At 66.0% G+C, this 17281-nt stretch carries 21 protein-coding genes; 1 reads left to right on the forward strand and 20 read right to left on the reverse strand.

Annotated elements, in window-relative coordinates; translation table 11 throughout:
* Positions 1–14: 14 nt before the first annotated feature.
* The 4 genes from caldi_RS04095 to caldi_RS04110 form a co-directional block, all read right to left on the reverse strand.
* Complete coding sequence (locus caldi_RS04095) at positions 15–191, reverse strand: hypothetical protein (RefSeq protein WP_264843839.1); 177 nt, start codon at positions 189–191, stop codon at positions 15–17.
* Positions 192–216: 25 nt separating this feature from the next.
* Positions 217–741, reverse strand: coding sequence for a hypothetical protein (locus caldi_RS04100; protein WP_264843840.1), 525 nt, complete (start codon positions 739–741; stop codon positions 217–219).
* A gap of 106 nt (positions 742–847) precedes the next feature.
* A complete protein-coding gene (locus tag caldi_RS04105; protein ID WP_264843841.1) occupies positions 848–1156 on the reverse strand; it encodes a DUF6922 domain-containing protein in 309 nt (102 codons plus the stop codon).
* A gap of 623 nt (positions 1157–1779) precedes the next feature.
* Positions 1780–2376 carry a recombinase family protein gene (locus tag caldi_RS04110; protein ID WP_319951795.1) on the reverse strand — a complete coding sequence of 199 codons (597 nt, stop codon included), beginning with the start codon at positions 2374–2376 and terminating at the stop codon, positions 1780–1782.
* 563 nt (positions 2377–2939) lie between these two features.
* Here caldi_RS04110 and caldi_RS04115 point away from each other — a divergent pair.
* On the forward strand, positions 2940–4199 hold the full coding sequence (locus tag caldi_RS04115) for a ParB/Srx family N-terminal domain-containing protein (RefSeq protein ID WP_264843843.1): 1260 nt from the start codon (positions 2940–2942) through the stop codon (positions 4197–4199).
* A 2-nt stretch (positions 4200–4201) separates the two neighbouring features.
* On the opposite strand, the gene caldi_RS04120 is transcribed toward caldi_RS04115, so the two are convergent.
* The 16 genes from caldi_RS04120 to caldi_RS04195 all read right to left on the reverse strand — a co-directional run bounded on the left by caldi_RS04120 (position 4202) and on the right by caldi_RS04195 (position 17262).
* Positions 4202–5131, reverse strand: a complete 930-nt coding sequence (locus caldi_RS04120) for a DNA adenine methylase (protein WP_264843844.1) — start codon at positions 5129–5131, stop codon at positions 4202–4204.
* A gap of 341 nt (positions 5132–5472) precedes the next feature.
* Positions 5473–6111 (reverse strand): recombinase family protein, encoded by a 639-nt coding sequence (locus caldi_RS04125; protein ID WP_264843845.1) that lies wholly within the window; start codon positions 6109–6111, stop codon positions 5473–5475.
* A gap of 49 nt (positions 6112–6160) precedes the next feature.
* Positions 6161–6406: a DUF5348 domain-containing protein gene (locus caldi_RS04130; RefSeq protein WP_264843846.1), complete on the reverse strand. Its 246-nt coding sequence runs from the start codon at positions 6404–6406 to the stop codon at positions 6161–6163.
* Positions 6407–6421: 15 nt separating this feature from the next.
* A complete protein-coding gene (locus caldi_RS04135; RefSeq protein WP_264843847.1) occupies positions 6422–8620 on the reverse strand; it encodes a type IA DNA topoisomerase in 2199 nt (732 codons plus the stop codon).
* A gap of 315 nt (positions 8621–8935) precedes the next feature.
* A complete protein-coding gene (locus caldi_RS04140; protein WP_264843848.1) occupies positions 8936–9220 on the reverse strand; it encodes a SpoVG family protein in 285 nt (94 codons plus the stop codon).
* Between the two features lie 88 nt (positions 9221–9308).
* Positions 9309–9848, reverse strand: coding sequence for a ribonuclease toxin HepT-like protein (locus tag caldi_RS04145; RefSeq protein ID WP_264843849.1), 540 nt, complete (start codon positions 9846–9848; stop codon positions 9309–9311).
* Positions 9845–10099 carry a nucleotidyltransferase family protein gene (locus tag caldi_RS04150; RefSeq protein WP_264843850.1) on the reverse strand — a complete coding sequence of 85 codons (255 nt, stop codon included), beginning with the start codon at positions 10097–10099 and terminating at the stop codon, positions 9845–9847. Before caldi_RS04150 ends, caldi_RS04145 begins: the two co-directional genes overlap by 4 nt.
* A 251-nt stretch (positions 10100–10350) precedes the next feature.
* Complete coding sequence (locus tag caldi_RS17720; RefSeq protein ID WP_406568120.1) at positions 10351–10575, reverse strand: nucleotidyltransferase family protein; 225 nt, start codon at positions 10573–10575, stop codon at positions 10351–10353.
* A 315-nt stretch (positions 10576–10890) separates the two neighbouring features.
* Positions 10891–11208: a HepT-like ribonuclease domain-containing protein gene (locus caldi_RS04160; protein ID WP_319951821.1), complete on the reverse strand. Its 318-nt coding sequence runs from the start codon at positions 11206–11208 to the stop codon at positions 10891–10893.
* Positions 11205–11528 (reverse strand): nucleotidyltransferase family protein, encoded by a 324-nt coding sequence (locus tag caldi_RS04165; RefSeq protein ID WP_264843852.1) that lies wholly within the window; start codon positions 11526–11528, stop codon positions 11205–11207. The genes caldi_RS04160 and caldi_RS04165 overlap by 4 nt, the downstream gene beginning before the upstream one ends.
* A 187-nt stretch (positions 11529–11715) precedes the next feature.
* Positions 11716–12384 carry a Flp pilus assembly protein CpaB gene (gene cpaB, locus caldi_RS04170; protein WP_264843853.1) on the reverse strand — a complete coding sequence of 223 codons (669 nt, stop codon included), beginning with the start codon at positions 12382–12384 and terminating at the stop codon, positions 11716–11718.
* A 63-nt stretch (positions 12385–12447) separates the two neighbouring features.
* Positions 12448–14301 carry a hypothetical protein gene (locus tag caldi_RS04175; RefSeq protein ID WP_264843854.1) on the reverse strand — a complete coding sequence of 618 codons (1854 nt, stop codon included), beginning with the start codon at positions 14299–14301 and terminating at the stop codon, positions 12448–12450.
* Between the two features lie 96 nt (positions 14302–14397).
* Positions 14398–15792 (reverse strand): S-layer homology domain-containing protein, encoded by a 1395-nt coding sequence (locus caldi_RS04180; protein WP_264843855.1) that lies wholly within the window; start codon positions 15790–15792, stop codon positions 14398–14400.
* Between the two features lie 6 nt (positions 15793–15798).
* Complete coding sequence (locus caldi_RS04185) at positions 15799–16263, reverse strand: type II toxin-antitoxin system VapC family toxin (protein ID WP_264843856.1); 465 nt, start codon at positions 16261–16263, stop codon at positions 15799–15801.
* Entirely contained in the window at positions 16235–16462 is a 228-nt protein-coding gene (locus tag caldi_RS04190) for a ribbon-helix-helix domain-containing protein (RefSeq protein ID WP_264843857.1), read from the reverse strand. The genes caldi_RS04185 and caldi_RS04190 overlap by 29 nt, the downstream gene beginning before the upstream one ends.
* Positions 16463–16722: 260 nt before the next feature.
* Positions 16723–17262 (reverse strand): hypothetical protein, encoded by a 540-nt coding sequence (locus tag caldi_RS04195; RefSeq protein WP_264843858.1) that lies wholly within the window; start codon positions 17260–17262, stop codon positions 16723–16725.
* Positions 17263–17281 lie beyond the last annotated feature (19 nt).

Below are 17281 nucleotides of genomic sequence, written 5' to 3' on the forward strand. Positions count from 1 at the left end.
TCCCGGTGTCGGGGTTACGCCCTCTGAAGTACGTTATCGAATACGAAGATGTTTCGGTCCAGGAAAGCGCCCGGGTTTTCCACGATCTGGATGGCCCGGATGCTCAGCTCGGGCGGGTAGAACCAGGGCTCAGGCAGGTAGTACGAGTCGCGGTAGACCCACGATAGAACGAGGACCCGGTCGGTCAGCAAGCCGATGCGGTCCTGAGGATGAGGATTAGCGATCCAGCCACTCGGTCTGTGATCTAAGGTTACGTACGTAGAGACGTACCTGGTCTTGAAAGTAGGATTTGATCTTAGGCCAAGTAATGCTCGGGTCGATGAGGCGTGGCATGGGTTCGCGTTCGGCGTCTTCGAAGTACTGAAGGCTGCGGAGCAAATGCGCGAGAGAATATCTGCCCGTGAACTTGCGGGGCAGGCTGTCGAGGGCTTGAGCTAAGGGCCAGACTCGGGTCGAAATGACGTACAAGTCGACAAAATCCTTTCTGGCCCCCCGGTGAGAGATTGACGCAATTTTCATGAGCGAAATGTCGTGCAGGCTTGCCAGGGTGAGGCCCTGATAGTCGACAGTAGGGGCGATCAGCGGGTAGTCGTAGTGGAAGAACGACAAGCGCACCTGATTCAGGAGCACGTGAAGAGTGCCCGGCGCGGTATCGAGCACCTGCATGTTGCCCAGCCGCGCCAATTGCCCTTGCCAGCGTTCCGGATCGAACGCGTGTGGCGAGAAGAAGTCGAGATCCACCGACTCCCGGTGGCCCAGTTGAAGCGCGGCCGCGGTGCCACCCGCGAGGTAAAATCCCGCCTGCGACGCTGGGGGGCCGACGACGGGTAGAAGGAGCCTCACGGGTTCAGGAACTGCCTGGGGAAACACCTGTCCAATCCGCCTCCGCCCCGAGTGACCGCACCTCATCGGGCGGTATGTCATAGATGAGCGCCCAAAAGCTGGCTGCCTTCCGGGTCAGGCGTCTCGAATTCCGGACCACCGCGACGATCGCCTCGTCCGTGAAGGTCCGCCACATCCACTGGATGGCCGGAATATCCCCATAGTTTAGGATGCGTTCGATCACAAACGCTTCATGGCCGGGACCGAGGGAGGCAAGGTTGACGTCCCAGAACAGGGGTGCCAGGAAATCCGGCACGGGCCGTTCGAGGCCCATGGTACCGGCGCCTCCTTTCCGATGAGTGGCGGCAGTTTTGGCGTGACTTCCCTTCTGGCCCCAGTGCCCACGGTGCCTCGAAGCCGGACAGGACGGAGAGCGACATGCTCATGAAGAACCCGCACTGCCGGTGGGAAGATCAACGTCGATCGGAGCGATGAGCGGGGAAGGGCTTGCGGCGCCGAGGGCGTCCTCCAAGTATAGCTCCAGGGCCTCTCTGAGGTTGGAGAGGGCCTGTTCGACAGTGTGGCCTTGACTCGTCACCTCGACTTCGAGACACCGGGCGACATACCAACTGCCTTCCCGAGTGACCGCAGCTGTCAGGTGCATGGGAACTCCTCCCGACACGAACTGGGTGCATCCGAGACGGGAGAGAAGTACAAGGGCAACCGGCCATGAGCAGGGCATCGCCCTTAATTCTGAGTGTACCACGGCCCAGTCGATCCAAAAGGATCTCCTTCTGGAACGCATCAGGGGCTGCCGGAGGGAAGCGCCTTGGCGGCCCCGTCCGAGGCACCCCCGTTTTGGAACACCCGCTCCGCGGTCAGGAGACGGTGGACGGTCGCCACCCCCACCCCGAGTCGGCGGGCAGCGGCGCGGTACCCGATCTCGCCGGCGAGCAGCTAGTCCCGGACTGCCGCCCATCGCTGTTCGAAGCCCGGATGGTGCACGACCGACGGCCGGCCGATGTGCTTTCCCTGCCGGCGTGCTCGGTTCGTGCCGGCCCGCACGCGTTCCGAGATGAGCTCGAGCTCGAACTGCGCCAGTGAGGCGAGGAGGTTCAAGAGGAGACGCCCGAGGGCCGTGCGGGTGTCGAACCCCTCCCGCACAGACTGGAAGCCCACGCCGATCTTCTCCCACGCGTCGAAGGTGTCGTACATGTGCTTGACGGACCGGAAGGCCCGGTCCAGCTTGAACACCAGCACCAGGCTGGAGCGTCGCCGGGCCGCGTCGTCCAGGAGGCGGCGCCAGGCCACCCGGTGCGCCAGGTCGTTTGCCGACGCCTGGTCAACGTATTCGAAGTACACGTCCCATCTCTGGCTACGGGTGTAGTCACGCGGAGCAACGAGTTGCGTCTCGAGGTTCTGGTCTCGGTCATGGGTAGAGACCCTGGCGTACAGCACTACCTTACAGGCAACCCTTTCCAGAACAGGCTGTCGGGCGACTAACGGCCCGCTGCCGATGGTGTGTTCGAGATGGTATACTATTCCTGAACACACGTGTCAGGAACGGGCGATCGGTATAGCCGGACCCGGTGACCCTTGTGAAGCCCCAGTAGCGTTGCCCCACAGAAGGGGCATGGGAAGACCGCCTTGGCAGCATTGCTTGGCAGCATTGATTCATTAGCCCGATGCGTTTCGCTGCCCCCGGTGCGGGTATAGCTGTCGCATCGTTTCCACAGGTGGCCTCTCGTTTGGCACGACGCACCAGGAAGAGTGGTGCTACCGGCTCAACCGGCATCGGGAGCGCGGTGGGTGACGTTGCCGTAGGTCATTTCGTCCCCTTGGTCGCTCACGAGAGGTTGTGTTTCCAAAGTATAGAGACGGCCTGACGCAACCGGAGGGCCGCATGCCACTCAGTTTGTACGGAAAGGAGGAAGCGGCGCCCCTCCCGACTCGAAGACGGGCTTCCGGTGCCGCGGGTCTGAATGAGCAGAGATCACTTTTATCGCGTGACAGTGCCAGTACTTGAATTATTGCTCGACACAGCAAATCCGAGGATCCGGAACGGACTGGATCAGAAGGACTGTATCGCGAAACTCCTCAGGCGGCCACGGACATTTATGAACTTGCTCCGCGATATCGCCGAGCGTGGCCTGACCCCTGAGCCCATCATCGTATCCCGCAATACTGCCGAAAAATGGGTGGTACGGGATGGCAACCGGCGTGTCGCGGCGCTCCAGTTGCTTAACGACCCCGACCTCTGCCCAGCCCCTGCTCTCAAGAAGGAAATTGAAAACCTTGCCACAGAATATGCAGCCAGGATCCCGGATTCCATTGAGTGCCTCGCATGCGATGATGAGGAAGTTATCCTCAGATACCTCGAGCTGAAACATACTGGAGAGAATGAGGGGGTTGGGCAAGAGCGCTGGGATTCCCTACAACAAGCAGTCTTTAACTTTACGCATAACCGCCCAGACCAGAACAAGCGGGCAGTCCAACTGGTGCTTTGGGCCGAGCAGCAGGGCATCCGCGTTGATAACGACTTCCCACTTACAACTCTGAACCGCATACTGAAGCGAGAAACATTGGAGATGCTGGGATTCCAGGTGGTCAATGATAGTCTCGTTCCCATCCTTGACACCGAAAGCGCCCGGCGTCTGGTCGAAACTGTTTTGCACGACCTCGCAACGGGAAGAGTGAAGGTACAGGACGTCTTTGAGCCGAGTCAACAAATCGATTACGTCAGGCGGGTTCGCACAGAAGTCGGTCCGCCCTTATCAGAAACACAGAGTATTGAACCCGCGCAGCACGCGACGTCCGAAACGGAGATGACCCCTACGGGGGCGGGCGCTCAGCCAAACCATCCCGGCAGCGCCACACGTACCGAGGGTACCCCAGCAGGTGACCAACAAGTAACTGCCAGGAGAGTCCGAGTTCCGAAGCCGTCCTGGGAAAGGCGCCGTCTTTTTCCAAGGAACAGTCCGGGTTTCAACGTTCCTTCTGACAAGACAAAGGTGCGAAACGTTCTGGCGGAACTGGGACGCCTGGACGTCACCGAGACCCCGATAGCGGTCGCCGTTCTCCTTCGAATGCTCATCGAGTTTAGCGTTGGGCATTACCGTGAAGTACATGGGTTGGGAAAAGAGGACAAACTAGTACTAGACGTAGCGGCCGTTGCAGACCACATGCATCAACAGGGCGAAATCTCGGATGACCAGCATGAGCTGATCATAAGGCGGAGCCGTGAACAAGGCGGGATGTTACACGTACGTACCCTCCAAAAATACGTCCATTCCCCCGATTTCCACCCCTCGGATCAAGTACTTAACACCCTATGGGACGAAATCTCTTTCTTCGTTGCGAAGTGCTGGGAACGGTAGGTTTAACGCCTCAAGGTAGGTGCCCTGTGGAGGATTAAATTCCCGTAGAACATTACTTCTGTAGCTTTGGGCCGAGAAAGGTGGGTTGAGTAGTAGAGCGAAAAGGTGACAGATGGGAATCCTTGATATAACCCGCGGATAAAGTCGCAGTCATCGTAGGTCACCAGCCAAGGGTGCCTGAGTTGCGAAACAACCTTAGAAATCTTGGTGTGGTCTTCGGAGTTGTAGAAATTCCGGTACAGCTGGCTGCCCTTGCTATAGTAGGGTGGGTCTAGGTACAGCAGGGTTTTTGCGGGCAGATCCGATTGAAGGCCTTCGATAAGTTGCACTGCATCCTCGCAGTAGAGACTGATGTGGCGCCGTCGAGCTGCAATGCGTCTGATGCGTTTGGCGAGTTCTCGCTTATTGTACCTAGCGTCTAGCCTGTACTTGCCAGCTTGTGTTTGGCCTCCGATGACACCACCAGAGAGGATACCGGAGCGGTTGGTACGATTAAGAAAGAAGGTGGCGAACCCCACCTGGGTAGTGGAGTACGCCTCGGGCGAAGCAAGCACTTGCTTTTGAAGGTACCAGGTGCCCAAATTCACCGGTGTCTCAGCGACAAGGCGCAGCAGTTCCTCCGTGTCGTTAAGAACCGCCCACCAAAAGGCGTGTACGAACGGATCTACGTCGTTGATCACTATGTGATCAACATATCCTTCCAGCAGTAAGTAAATAGCTGCTCCAGCGCCGCCAGCATAGGGCTCCACGTACCATCCGCCACTGATTCGGTTGTACCGCATTAGTTCACCGAGCCAGGGGCCCAACCGTCCCTTTCCGCCCGGGTACCGCAGCGGCGTGTAGAAAGGCACGGGCACCACCCCCGGAAGAATCTCGAAGACGCGCTTCTTCTCCTGCAGCGTTAACGCGGACGCAGCTATACTCGTCGTCACTTACCGCGCGCTTCCGTGCGGTTCCGGGCCACGTCCTCGACCTCCTCTGGGGCCGCATCGCAGGCGACGACTGGCCCTTTCGCGTCTGGACCCGGCCCGGCCTCCCTGTGGCTCGGAAACCAAATAGTTATACTTCAGTGAAGTCGACCAAGGAAGTTGCCTAACCGCCGGTCAAGGACTGGGCCACTGGCTGGTCGAATCTCGGGGGCAGCCCTAGTTTAGATTGGCATCGTTTACTGTCAATGTCAAGGCGAACACGAGCACGCGTTTGCCCTAAGCTCAATACGGGAGATGCTTTAAACAACGTCGGGCGGTGTCCCAAGCCGCGTTGTGGGGCTGGTCTAACAGATGCTGGCTAGTCCGACGAACCCAGCGCCAAGACCTAGGTGGACTTTGGGGAGGTAGAAGTGATCCTCTCCCACGGGTGAGGCTGACGCGGCGAGCGGCCGCCCGGATTCTGCTTTCCGCCGCAAGAAGCGCGCGGACGCCCACCGGCCTTCGAAGCCTGGGGAGTGCATGACCGACGGCCGGCCGATGTGCTTTCCCTGCCGGCGTGCCCGGTCCATGCCGGTCCGCACGCGTTCCGAGATGAGCTCGAGCTCGAACTCCGCCAGCGAGGTGAGGAGGTTCAAGAGGAGACACCCGAGGGCCGTGCGGGTGTCGAACCCCTCCCGCACAGACTGGAAGCCCACGCCGATCCGCTCCCACGCGTCCAAGGTGTCGTGCATGTGCTTGACCGACCGGAAGGCCCGGTCCAGTTTGAACACGAGCACCAGGCCGAAACGACGACGGGCCGCATCGTCCAACAGCCGCCGCCACTCCGTCCGGCGCAGCAGGTCGTTGGCCGGCGCGCGGTCCACGTACTCGGCATGGACATCCCATCCCTGGGCCCGAGCGTGGTCGCGAAGGGCCACGAGCTGCGTCTCCGGGTCCTGGTCCCGGTCATGGGTGGAGACGCGGGCATAGAGCGCTACCTTCATCGGCACCCCGTCCCAAAACAGGTTTTGGAACGCCCGGCAGGAATGGGGGTTATCGACCCCTCTGGCGCTCGGGCAATCGGGCCAGCACGCCGGGCCACAGGGGAACGGTGAGGGCCTTCCCCATGGCCCCCTGCGGCACCACGGCGTACCACTCCCGGCGGGTGTCGTTCCACTCGACCCGGGCCGGGACCCATCGCCCGGCAACGAGGATCTCGATCACGTCGCCCGCCAGCAGCTCGCGCTCGCCCACGGCGAGGCGGCCGCTCGGCGCGGCGGACAGGTATTCGGTGGGCAAGGACGGCCACCTCCTTCATCCGGCCGCAGCCCGCCGGCGGGAGGGGCGGGCGCGGCGTTCCCTTCGCTGGCGATCCTTCGCCCGGCCCCGTGGGGCGGGCGGGAACTCGAAGTTGACGCCGCTGCCGTCGTCCCGAAGGACGAGTGCAGCGGCGAACGTCTTGCCCGCCTTTCCCGTGAACCCCTCCAGGACTGGGGTCCGACGGTCCCGCAGCAGGGCGGCCAGCTCGGCGTCCGACAAGGCCCGGCCCAGGATGCGGCGGCTCACCCGGAGACCGCACCCGGCCCGGGTGCAGCGGACCTCGAACCGCTCCGCGACCACAGGGCTACCGCACAGCGGGCACGAGGGCAGGGTGTGGGGCTCGCCGGCCCCGGGCTCCGGCGAGGCAGCCCGGACGGCCGCCACGATCTCTCCGGCGAACGCCCGCATGGCCTGTTCCATGCGTCCGGCCTCCTCTTCGCCCCGGGCCACGTCGTTCAGGCGCTTCTCCCACTCGCCCGTGAGCTGGGGGCTGGCAAGCAGCGGTACAGCAGCCCGGTGCACGAGGTCGATCAGGCGCTCGCCCTTGTCGGTGGGCACGAGCGCCTTCCCGTGGGCGCGGACGTAGCCCGCCTGCTTCAGCCGCTCGATGATGGCCGCCCGGGTGGCCGGCGTGCCGAGGCCGCGCCCCTTCAGGGCCTCCCGGGCGGCCTCGTCGTCGAGGTTCTGGCCAGCCGACTCCATGGCCGCCACCAGGGAGCCCTCGGTATACCGCTTCGGGGGCCGGGTTTGCTTGGCCACGCTCTCGGCCGCGTCCACCCGCACAACCTGGCCCGGGCGCAACTCGGGCACTTCGCTTCCCCCGTCCGCGTCCGCGTCGGGTACTTCCTCTTCGGGACCGGGGCCTGGAGGCCGGTCGGCCGCCCGCCAGCCGGGTTCCATCGCCGTGACGCCCAGTGCCTCGAGGCGCTCCCCGCCGGCGTCGAGGGTGAGGCGGACCCGCCGGTCGAGCGCGTCCGGCATGCAGACGGCGAGGAACCGGCGAACGATCAGGTCGTAGACGAGGGCCTGGTCGCGGGGCAGATTGGCGGCCGGCCGCTCCCCCGTGGGGAGGATGGCGTGGTGATCGGTGACCTTGGTCGGGTTGACGACGCGACGGCTATGGGCGGCACGGGAGGGATCGGTGGCCCTGCCGAGGTGGTCGAAGCCCGGGACGGTCAGGACGGCCTTGAGAAGCCCGGGGAAGGTGGCTGCCAGGTCGGGGGTGACGTACCGGCTGTCCGTCCGGGGATAGGTGATGAGGCGGGCCTCGTACAGCGCCTGCGCAGCCTCAAGGGCCTGGGCGGCCGTGAGCCCGAAGCGGCGGTTGGCCTCGCGCTGGAGGCTGGTGAGGTCATGAAGTTGCGGCGGGGGTTGCGCCTCGTCGCGGACATCCGCCTGGATCACGACGGCGCTGACGGCCCCGCAGATGCGCTGCGCGAGGGCATGAGCGGCATCGGCGTCGTGGAGCCTGTGGCCATGAGGGCCTGTCCACCGTGCCCGGAAGGTGCGACCGCCGGCGGAGAGGGTGGCGTGCACCTCCCAGTACGGCTCCGGCCGGAAGGCCCGGATCTCGTGTTCGCGGCGGACGATCATGGCGAGGGTGGGGGTCTGGACCCGCCCCACGGAGAGGACACCTTGGCCGGGCGAGCCGAAGCGGAGGGTGAACGCCCGGGTGGCGTTGATGCCGACGAGCCAGTCCCCGCGGGCCCGGGCCAGCGCGGAGGCGTAGAGGCCGTCGTAGTCGCTCCCCGGCCGGAGGACGGCGAAGGCTTGGCGAATCGCCTGCGGGGTCAGGGAGGTAAGCCACAGGCGGCGGACGGGGAGCCGGAGGCGGAGGTGCTCGTAGATCTGACGGAAGATGAGCTCGCCCTCCCGGCCGGCGTCGCAGGCGTTGACGATCTCGGCTGCCTGGCGGGCGAGCTTGGCGATGCGACGGAGGTGGGGGGCAGCGCCGTCGCGGGTGCGAAGCTCCCACCGCGCCGGCAGGATGGGGAGGTCGTCCATGCGCCAGTGCTCGTACCGGGGGTCGTAGTCCTCGGGCCGGGCGAGATCGACGAGGTGGCCTGCGGCCCAGGTGAGGAGGTACTGGGGACTCTCCAGGTAGCCGTCGCGGCGAGAGAAATCGCCCAGCGCGTCGGCGATGGCCCGGGCCACGCTGGGCTTCTCGGTGAGGATCAGCGACTTGAAGGGCATGGTGGCACCTCCGGAAAGTACGGTCCGAGAGGGTGCGGGCGTTGGGGCGGCGGCGGGCAGTTGCGGTAGGGAAGGTACCGCCCGCCCGGCCAGCCCGATCCTACCGCCTGCCCCGGCTCCGGCAAGGGCCTCCGCTGCGCTCCGGCCGCCTGCGGCGGCGCCTACCGCGCCCTTGCCTCCGCCCGTGCAGGCCGGCGAACCGCTCTCAAGCCGGGCGGGCGGTTTGCGCGGGACGGCGATCGAGGAACCCGGTCTCGCCGACCGGGCGGGGGAAGACGGACAGGATGAGGCGCGGACCGAGTGCGGTGCTCCCCGTTAGCGGTCTGGACCGGACTGGGCCTTGGACTGGGCGCGCTCGAAGGCTTCAAGCACGGCCTTCTGGATCGCCTGGCGAGCTTCGGCGGTGACGGGGTGGACGGTCTCGTAGTAGTTGCCGTCCCTGCCTTTCTCGGAGGGGAAGGCGACGAAGAGACCGTTCTTGCCTTCGACGATGCGGATGCCGTGGATGGCGATGGCGCCTTCGACGGTCACGTGGGCGAAGCCCTTAGTGGCCTTGTCCTCGGAGCTGGTGAGGTGAACGTGCGAGACCTTGACCTTCATGGCGAGACCTCCTCGTTTGTGTTTCGGGGGCAAAAAAACGCCGGCACAGCGGTTGCTGGCCGGACCGTGCACAGTGGGGTGCTATGGGTCACTCCGGTTCGGGACCGTCGACGTTCTCCTGACGCCGCTCTCGCGTGGCCTCTCGTCGCAGTCTGTTGAGGAAAGTCTCGATGTCCCTACGAACACCGGTATCGATCTGGGGTAGACGGGCGAGGAGGGCGGCCACCCTTTCTGGGTCCAGCAGGTGGCCGTACACGTTGCGAACGACGTGGCGGAAGCGGCGGAGCTCGTCGAGGGCGGCGTAGGTTGGCTGGGATATCAAGCTCGGGCGAAGCCCAGGAATATCAAGGGACGCCTGCTGGAGCAGCTTCTTGTGCCAGTCCTCGCCTGACGGGAGCTGGTGGTCGATGGCTTGAGCTACCGTCTTGCAGATGTTCTCCACGCCGAGGTAGTAGTCTGCAATCGACGCCGCCACGCCCTTGAGGAGCAGGGGATCGTCTTCGAGCTGGACCAGGGAGTCAGGATTGTCCCAGAGCTTCCGGTTGCGAAGCATCTCCCGCACCGCATCGAGGTTGGAGAGCTCGCGCCGGATCTCGGCCTCCAGGAGGAGGAAGGGGCGAAGCTTCACAGCAGGCGAACCCCCTGGGAGAAGACCTTCTCGCGTAGGGTGGGCAAGGCGCGATCCGCAGACACGATGCTGACAGGAAACGGCGCCGCGATGGCTTCGGCGTCGACCTCCATCTGCCACCACTTTGCGGGTGGCGGGCCGCCGACGATCAGGAGGTCGATGTCCGATCCGGGTCGGAAGCCCCCCCAGGCAAGGGACCCGTAGAGGTAGACGGCTGCTGCACCGTAGCGTTCGTGGAGGAGCTCTGCCACCGCCCGAGCCCTTTCCCGGGCGAGCTGGCGTCGACGCCGGGACTCATCACGTTCTTCGGCCCTCAAGAGCCGCCGCATCTCACGAACAGTAGGGTGTCTGGGTGACTGCGGGCGATCGGGAGAGGCGGGCAAGGAGAACCTCCTCCTTCGCAAGGGGTGGCTCTGGCCTCGACTATACCCGTTTCTTGAGATTTAAGACCACCCGCAGATGACGAGCCACCCGGGCCGCAGCACGGGCGCCGAGGGCTGCTTCAAGGCAGCTCCATCCCTTCGCGGAGGATGACGGCCCTCAACTCGTGGTGTTCGGGGCGGTTGAGATCCTCCAAGACAAGAAGGTCCAGGTCAAAAGGGGCGACGATGCGCTCCAGTTCGGCGTAAACAGCGTAGAAAAGGTGCGGAGGCAGGGTGTCGACACAGAGATCGATATCGGAGTCCGCTCGAAAGTCTCCCCGGGCAAGAGAACCGAAAAGGAGCACTCGCTTGACACCGCAGTGTTGGCGGAGGTGCTTCGCGGCAACGGCGGACTTCGTACGCGCCTCAGCCGCCAGCTCCTGCAGTCGCTTGGCGTGTTCCTCGGCACGCCGTTTCCAGCCCTCACGGAATGCCCTTCGCTGTTCCGGTGAGAGCGCCGGTGCGTCTCGGCGAGGGGGCTCTACCAACGGAGTTCACCCCCGACCTTACATCAGCCTGGCCACCACGCGGATCCGACGTCTCGATGGAGCTGCGCTGATGGTCCCGGTGTTCAGTGTAGCATTGGGCGAACTGGCATCAGGTTAGTTGAGGTCAGTAAGTCAGGATTCGAGTTCTGGACCGGGCTGGAGCAGGCGGTCGATGACGCGGACTAGCCTGGGAAGATCCGTGCGGACTGTACTCCACACGACGTCGAGATCCACGCCGAGGTATTCATGGACGACGCGGTTACGCATGCCGATCATGTCGGCCCAGGGGATCTCGGGGTGGGCCTGGCGGAAATCCGCGGAAACGTTGCGGGCGGCCTCCCCGGTAATCTGGATGCAGTGGACAACTGCATCCTGAACCATGGGATCTTCCTCGAGATGCTTGCGTGTTTTGCGACGGAGATAGGCGATGGCCAGTCGGGTCGTTCTTATCTGGGATCGACATACTCGACCCTCGCTGTTGCGCGAACACGTTCTCGAATCAGTGGGTGGAGGGCATTCGGGGTAACGAGGTCAACTTTGCGGCCTCCGCAAAGGGCAGAGAGTTCTCGCTCCATGCGAGCGAGCGCAAAGTACGTAACCGCCGTCCCAGGTCGGAACTCGACGAGAACGTCGATGTCGCTATCCGGGCGGAAGTCGTTGCGGAGGACCGAACCAAAGAACGTGAGTTTCTTGATCCGGTGACGGCGGCAGAAACCGGCGAGGGCTTCCCGGTCGATCGTGAGGTTTGGAAGGGTGATGGTGTCACTCATGCCGATACCCCCACCGTAACCCGCGTCAGCAACTCGATTCCGGGTACGCTTCCAGGGAGGGCGGCTCAGTAGACCTACTCGTCCTCGCCCCCGAGGTGTCTTCTCGTACTCCCATCAGGACGTCCCGATGGCCTCCTGGGACCAGTTTAGCACCAGTCTAGCACATGGTTGGTGCCAGATGTCGAAATTAAGCTGCCCAGGGGTCTACAACCAGACGCACCTTCGCGGCTTCCAGGTGCCAGGCCAGCAGGGGAACGAGGTCAGCCGGGACGGCGAGTACGGCGACAGCGGGTCCGCCGGCGACGCCCATGAGCCCGCCCGGGGCCTTGTCGGGATCGACGTCGGCGCCGGAGCTGGTCTTGAGGGCGACGACACGCAGGCCCCGCGCGACGATCTGGGCGGCGGCCTCCTGCGGCGGCTGCCCGGACTGCGCCCTGTTTTGCGGCGTGGCGATCACGTCCACGGAGTCGCCGGGGCGGAGGTAGAGGCCGGTATTCTGGGCGAGGGGGACCTCGAAGGCGACCTCGCCCTCCAGGAGTCCCCTCCGCATGGGCGCGTCGATCAGCATGCCGGGGAGGAGGACCTGGCCGGGGAGGATGTCCTGGGCAGCGACCTTGCCCGCGGCCTGGTCGACGCCGGCCAGGGCTTCGGCGGGAGCGGCCCGGCGCGGGATCTCGCGCACCTCGAGGGCGGCGGCCGGCAGAGGCTGGAGCGCCCGGACGTGGGCCTTGGCGAAGACCACGGGGACCGGCTCCTCGCCGGGGCCGATGGCCTGAGCTTGGCGGAAGAGGAAGAGGGCGGAGGCGGAGGCCACCGTGAAGGAGAGGAGCAGGGCGTAGGGTTTGCGCAGGTACAAGCCGTTCACCACCTTGGGAAGTGGGGAAGGGCGGGAGGCAGGGGGGCCTCCCGCCCGCATGCGTCAGTCGGGCACGGGCACCACCCAGATGGTGGTCCCCTGGATCGTCACCTGGCCGGGGGCGGTGTCCCGGCCGGCGGGGCCGTCGGCCGTGACGGTGACGGTGTAGGGGTCCAGGGTGCGTTCGGCCATGACGTCCTGCCACTCGTCGAGCGTGATCCAGTCGACCTTCTTGGTACCCCGCCAGACGGTGGTCCCCGGGGCCTGGCCGGAGACCTGGGTCAGGGTGATCACGGGGTTGCCGCCCTTCTGCTCGTAGTCCGACCGGCGGTACTGCACGTACGCGGAGACGCTGGCCGCCCGCCCCGTGAGCTCGACGCTGACGGTCAGGATATCGGCGAACTTGATCGGGTTCGGGGAGAGGGTGACGCTGCGGACGCTCGGCGGGGCGGGCCTCACGGTGACGGACGCCTGGCGGGTGGCTGTCTGGCCTCTGTCACCGGCGACGACGACGGTGATGGGGTAGGTCTTTTCCTGCGGCGCGGCCGGGGCCGTCACGGTCGCCGTCCAGGTGTCACCGGAGCCGGAGAGGCGGGACTGCTGGCCCCAGCCGAACGTGGCGAGGCCCTGGGTCACAGGCCCCATGGTCTTGGCGGTGACGGTGAGGGTCTGTCCCTCAGTGACGGGGTTCGGCGTGACGGTTACGGAAAGGATGCTCACGGGAACGGTGTCAGGCGGCGTGATGGTTACGCCAGGTCCGCTGCCCACGCCGGAACCGCCGCGGCCGGGGCTATTGAGGGAGATGTCAACGATGCCGCCAGGGGTGCGGATGATGCCGGCTCGGGTGTCATAGGACCAGGACCACCCGCCGGGGAAGGTGGAGAGCAGGGTGTCGGCCACCTCCGGCGAGACGGCTCCGACGGGCGTCACCATGTTGAGTTCCCGGGGCGCGCTCGCTTTCCAGCCCACGTCGGCCTTGGGGCCGGAGCTGCCCGTGCCCGTGGCCGCGTAGTAGTGGGCGCTCACGAGGATCATGTTGCCCTCGACGGCGAAGCCGGCGTCACGGAAGCGCCGGAGCTGCTCGGGCGTGAGCTTGTCGGTGGGGATGGCCGAGATGGTGCCGCCCGAGCCCTTGTTCTGGTTGGCGGCGAACTGCGCCACCATGACGGGCTGGCCGTCGCTGCCGATGAGGGGCTTCCCGTCGACCAGGAGGGGGGTGAAGCCTGCGAGGGCGCCGTAACCGATCCGGGCATACGACTCGGGCGGTTGGTAGAGTGAGCCGGCACCGCCGGTGGGATACCGGTCGCTCCTGCCTGCTTGGCCACCCGCGCCGCTGCCGGAGGTGTAGTCCTCCCGGCGGCCGGTGCCCGTGGACAGCAGCCACTCCGGCGGCTGCAGGCCGGTGCTGCGGCTGTAGTCGCTGCGCGCCCGTTCGGCCCGCTCGTGGGCCTCGTTCATCCGCTGCTGGGCGGCCTGCATGGCAGCGGCGTCGTCGCGGGCCTGGGCAGCCCGGAACGCGTCGTAGGCAGTCTGCCAATCCTGTTTTGCCTGCTGGACGGCTTTCTCCATTCGGTCGAAGGCGCTGCTGCCCGAAGTCGGCGATGAGCTTCGGCCGGCCGAACCGCCGGAGGAACTCCCGCCGCCACCACCGGGACGGCCGCTGCTACCACCTCCACCCGAGGTCATCTGGCGGTAGAGGTCCATGGCCTTGCTTTCGTTGGCCCCTTGGGCGCGGAGCTCATTTGTCCGGCGGTGGGCCGCCTCCATGGCGGCGGTATCGCCGCGCTTCTTGGCCTCCTCGTACTTCACCTTCTGCTCGGCGAGCTGCTGCGTGAGGCTCTTGCCGGCGGCAGCGGGGGAGGCGGCGAGGAGGACGAGGGCCACAGAAAAAGCCAGCCATGCTCGACGCGAACGCAAGCGCGTCACCTCCCACGGAAGGGCGAGAAGAAGCAGGCCCGGCACCGGACGGTGCGGGCCTGCGGATGCAGGGTGTGCCGTCAGGCGAGGCCGGAGCTACTCGCGGCACCGGCCGAACTCGTCGCAGTGGTCCTTCGTCCACCAGGCCGGCAGGGCACCCGGCCCGAGCATGTCGCTCTCCTTCCACCCCTCCTGGTCCCGGACATAGAAGAGCATCCGTCCGTAGTACGAGGTGCCCGGCATGAGCTGGTTCGTCACGGCTTCCACGGCATCGAGGACTGCAAAGCGGGTGCCGAGGAAGACGGGGCGGGCGGCGACGATCCGCTGGCGGCCACCCGGGCGGGGGAGCTTGCGTCCGGACCAGGCCCCCGACGCAGCCCCGCCGTCCGCGAAGAGCCCATCCCAAGTGACGTATTTCGGGAGGTCCGACTGGCGGATCCGGTCGTAGATCTGCCGGTAGGTCGTGTCAGGCCGGACCCAGTCGCCGATCTCCCCGTCGATCGCGGCGGCCTTGTTGCTGATCTCGACCAGTTCCTCGACCGTGGGCGGATCATCCGTCAGGAGGTTCGCCAGGACCACGAGCATCTTGGCGGCCTCCAGGCGGGTGACGGGCTGGGCGGGGCGGAAGACCCGACTGCCGCCCTCGTCATAGCCGGACACGACGCCCAGCTGGGCCGCGTAGCGGATGTTCTCGGACCCCGGGTAGCTCATCGACAGGTCCATGAAGGTCGGAGGCACGTCACCGGGCTGGGGGATCTCGACCCACTCCCAGGGGATCTCGTCCCACTTGCCCACCCAGCGGTGCGCGTGCTGAGGGTTGACCCACCGCATGGGCTGGACGTTCTTGAGGTCCTCCGGAGTCACGTCCAGGCGACGGAGGACGGCGCCGATCCAGGCGGCCAGCTCGCCCCGGGTGATGGGCCGCTCGGGCTCGAAGCGGTACGCCTCGCCCTGGCGGTGCTGCGCCATGTCGATGATCCCCTCGTTCTGGAGGGTGTGGACGTAGGGCGCGTACCACGCCGCGTCGTCCACGTCGGCGAACGCAGGAACGCCCGGCCGGAGAGGTACGGTGCCGCCGAACACCCCGAACCCGACGCGGGCCACGGCCGCGGCCGCTTGGGCTCGGGTGAAGGGGACCTTGATGGCGAACTCACGGGGTGCCAGGAGGCCGTCGGTTCCCGGGTAGGTAGGGGGCATGCTGCGGATGACGTCGTTCAGCGGGTCGGGGTCGTCCTTATATCGTTCGTAGAGCTCCCGATACAGGACGGGTGGCTGGCCGTTGCCCGGGTCGATGGGCACATCGCCGCGGTCGAATCCCTTCATGATCTCGAGAGCAGCGGCCAGGGCCACGTACCCATGGGCCCAGGGATGACTGAGCTCGATGGTGGCCCAGTCGTCGAACGCGGTGGCCGGGAAGGCCAGGGCGGGCGAGGCGGTGGAGACGACCACCGCAGCCAGAACGATGGCCACTGCCAGCTTGCGAACGTTCACGTGCATTCACCCCTCCCGTCGATCAGCTCGTCCCGGACCGGGCAGGAGCACCCGCCCGGTCAGCGCGAGGTGGTGGTCGAAGCCGAAGACGTGCTCGACGGACTCCATCTCGAGCACCACGAGGGTCAAGGCGTCCGTGTAGGACAGGTCCTGGTCGGCATAGCGCCGCAGCGTATCCCGGGTGGCCTTGTCCGCTGCCGCGTCGGGGTAGATCACCTTCAGGTGGCCGGTCGCCACCGCGTCCTCGATCGTGTCCAACCATCGGAGCGCGGGTGTCCGCCCGAGGTGGTATCGCAGGAACGTGTACGTCTCCCCCAGGACGGCGGCGGTCGTAAGCCGGACGATCCGGGGGGACAGCGACCGGTAGAACGCGGCGGCCTCGGCGTGCATCCGGTCGGCGGCGTTGGCCAGGGCGATGAACGCCCCCGTGTCGATGAAGAGCTTACTTCCGGGCGTAAAGGTAGCGGTCATGGTTCACCGCCCCGTCCTCCGGCCCGCCCTGGGCGATGCCGATGGTGTCCAGCAGCGGGTCGCGGGTGCGGGCCCGGCTGTACGCCTCGATGGCCCGCCGGACGATCTCCGTCTCGCTCAGCCCTTCCTCCTCGGCCAGGCGCTTGAGGATCCGTTCCTGGTCGTCGGTCAAGTAGACGATCTTCTTGACCGTCGCCATGCGCTATCACCTCGTGACATTAATGTACCACGAGACGATAGCAACACACAACGTAGGCACTGGGCTCCGGTCAGGAGCGTGCCGGAACCGGCCGCCGGTGTGTCCTACCGCACCCGCCCCGCCCGGGCTGAGCGTTGCGGAGCCAGCCGGGGCCGGCAGAGGCAAGGGCGCCCGCAGGGCGTCCCGGCGGGACCGGAGCGGAGCGGAGGCCCTTGCCGGAGCCGGCACGGGCGGCAGAATGGACATGCCCGGGCGGGGGGTCAGCGGTACTGCCAGGAGCCAGAGGGCTGGTCGTAGCTCGGGGCAGCCTGGCGGGTGGCGACGCGCACGTCCATGCGGGAGGCGGGCAGACCGAGGAAGCGGACCGTGACGGGAAAGCGCACCTGGGCGTAGACGCTGGGCCCGGACACGGGCTGGCCGAGGGGGTCCCGGGTGCCTGCGTCTGCGGCGCGGTACACCCGGAAGTCCTCCAGGACGACGGGACCGGCCATCACGGGGTCGGCAGGAGGGGGTGCCCAGCCCGCCGAGAGGCCGGCGAACTGCGGGAAGGCATGGAGGAAGGCCGCACGGGCACGGGGTTCGACGATCTCCGCGCGGCCCGTGGCGGCCATAAGGAGAGGGTCGGTCTGGGCGGCGGCGGCATCGAGGGCGGCGACCAGAGCCTGCTCGATGCGGGAGCGGGCGGCGGCGACCTCGTGCACTATGGCGAAGCCGGCGAGGACGGCGGCGAACAGGAGGAGCAGCGCGGCAGCCAGGATGCCCAGACTGCCGCGCTGGTCCGTGATGATCGGGGCAATCATGGTCTCAGCATCCATCCGT

It is taken from the genome of Caldinitratiruptor microaerophilus (assembly GCF_025999835.1).
Taxonomy (GTDB): domain Bacteria; phylum Bacillota; class Sulfobacillia; order Symbiobacteriales; family ZC4RG38; genus Caldinitratiruptor; species Caldinitratiruptor microaerophilus.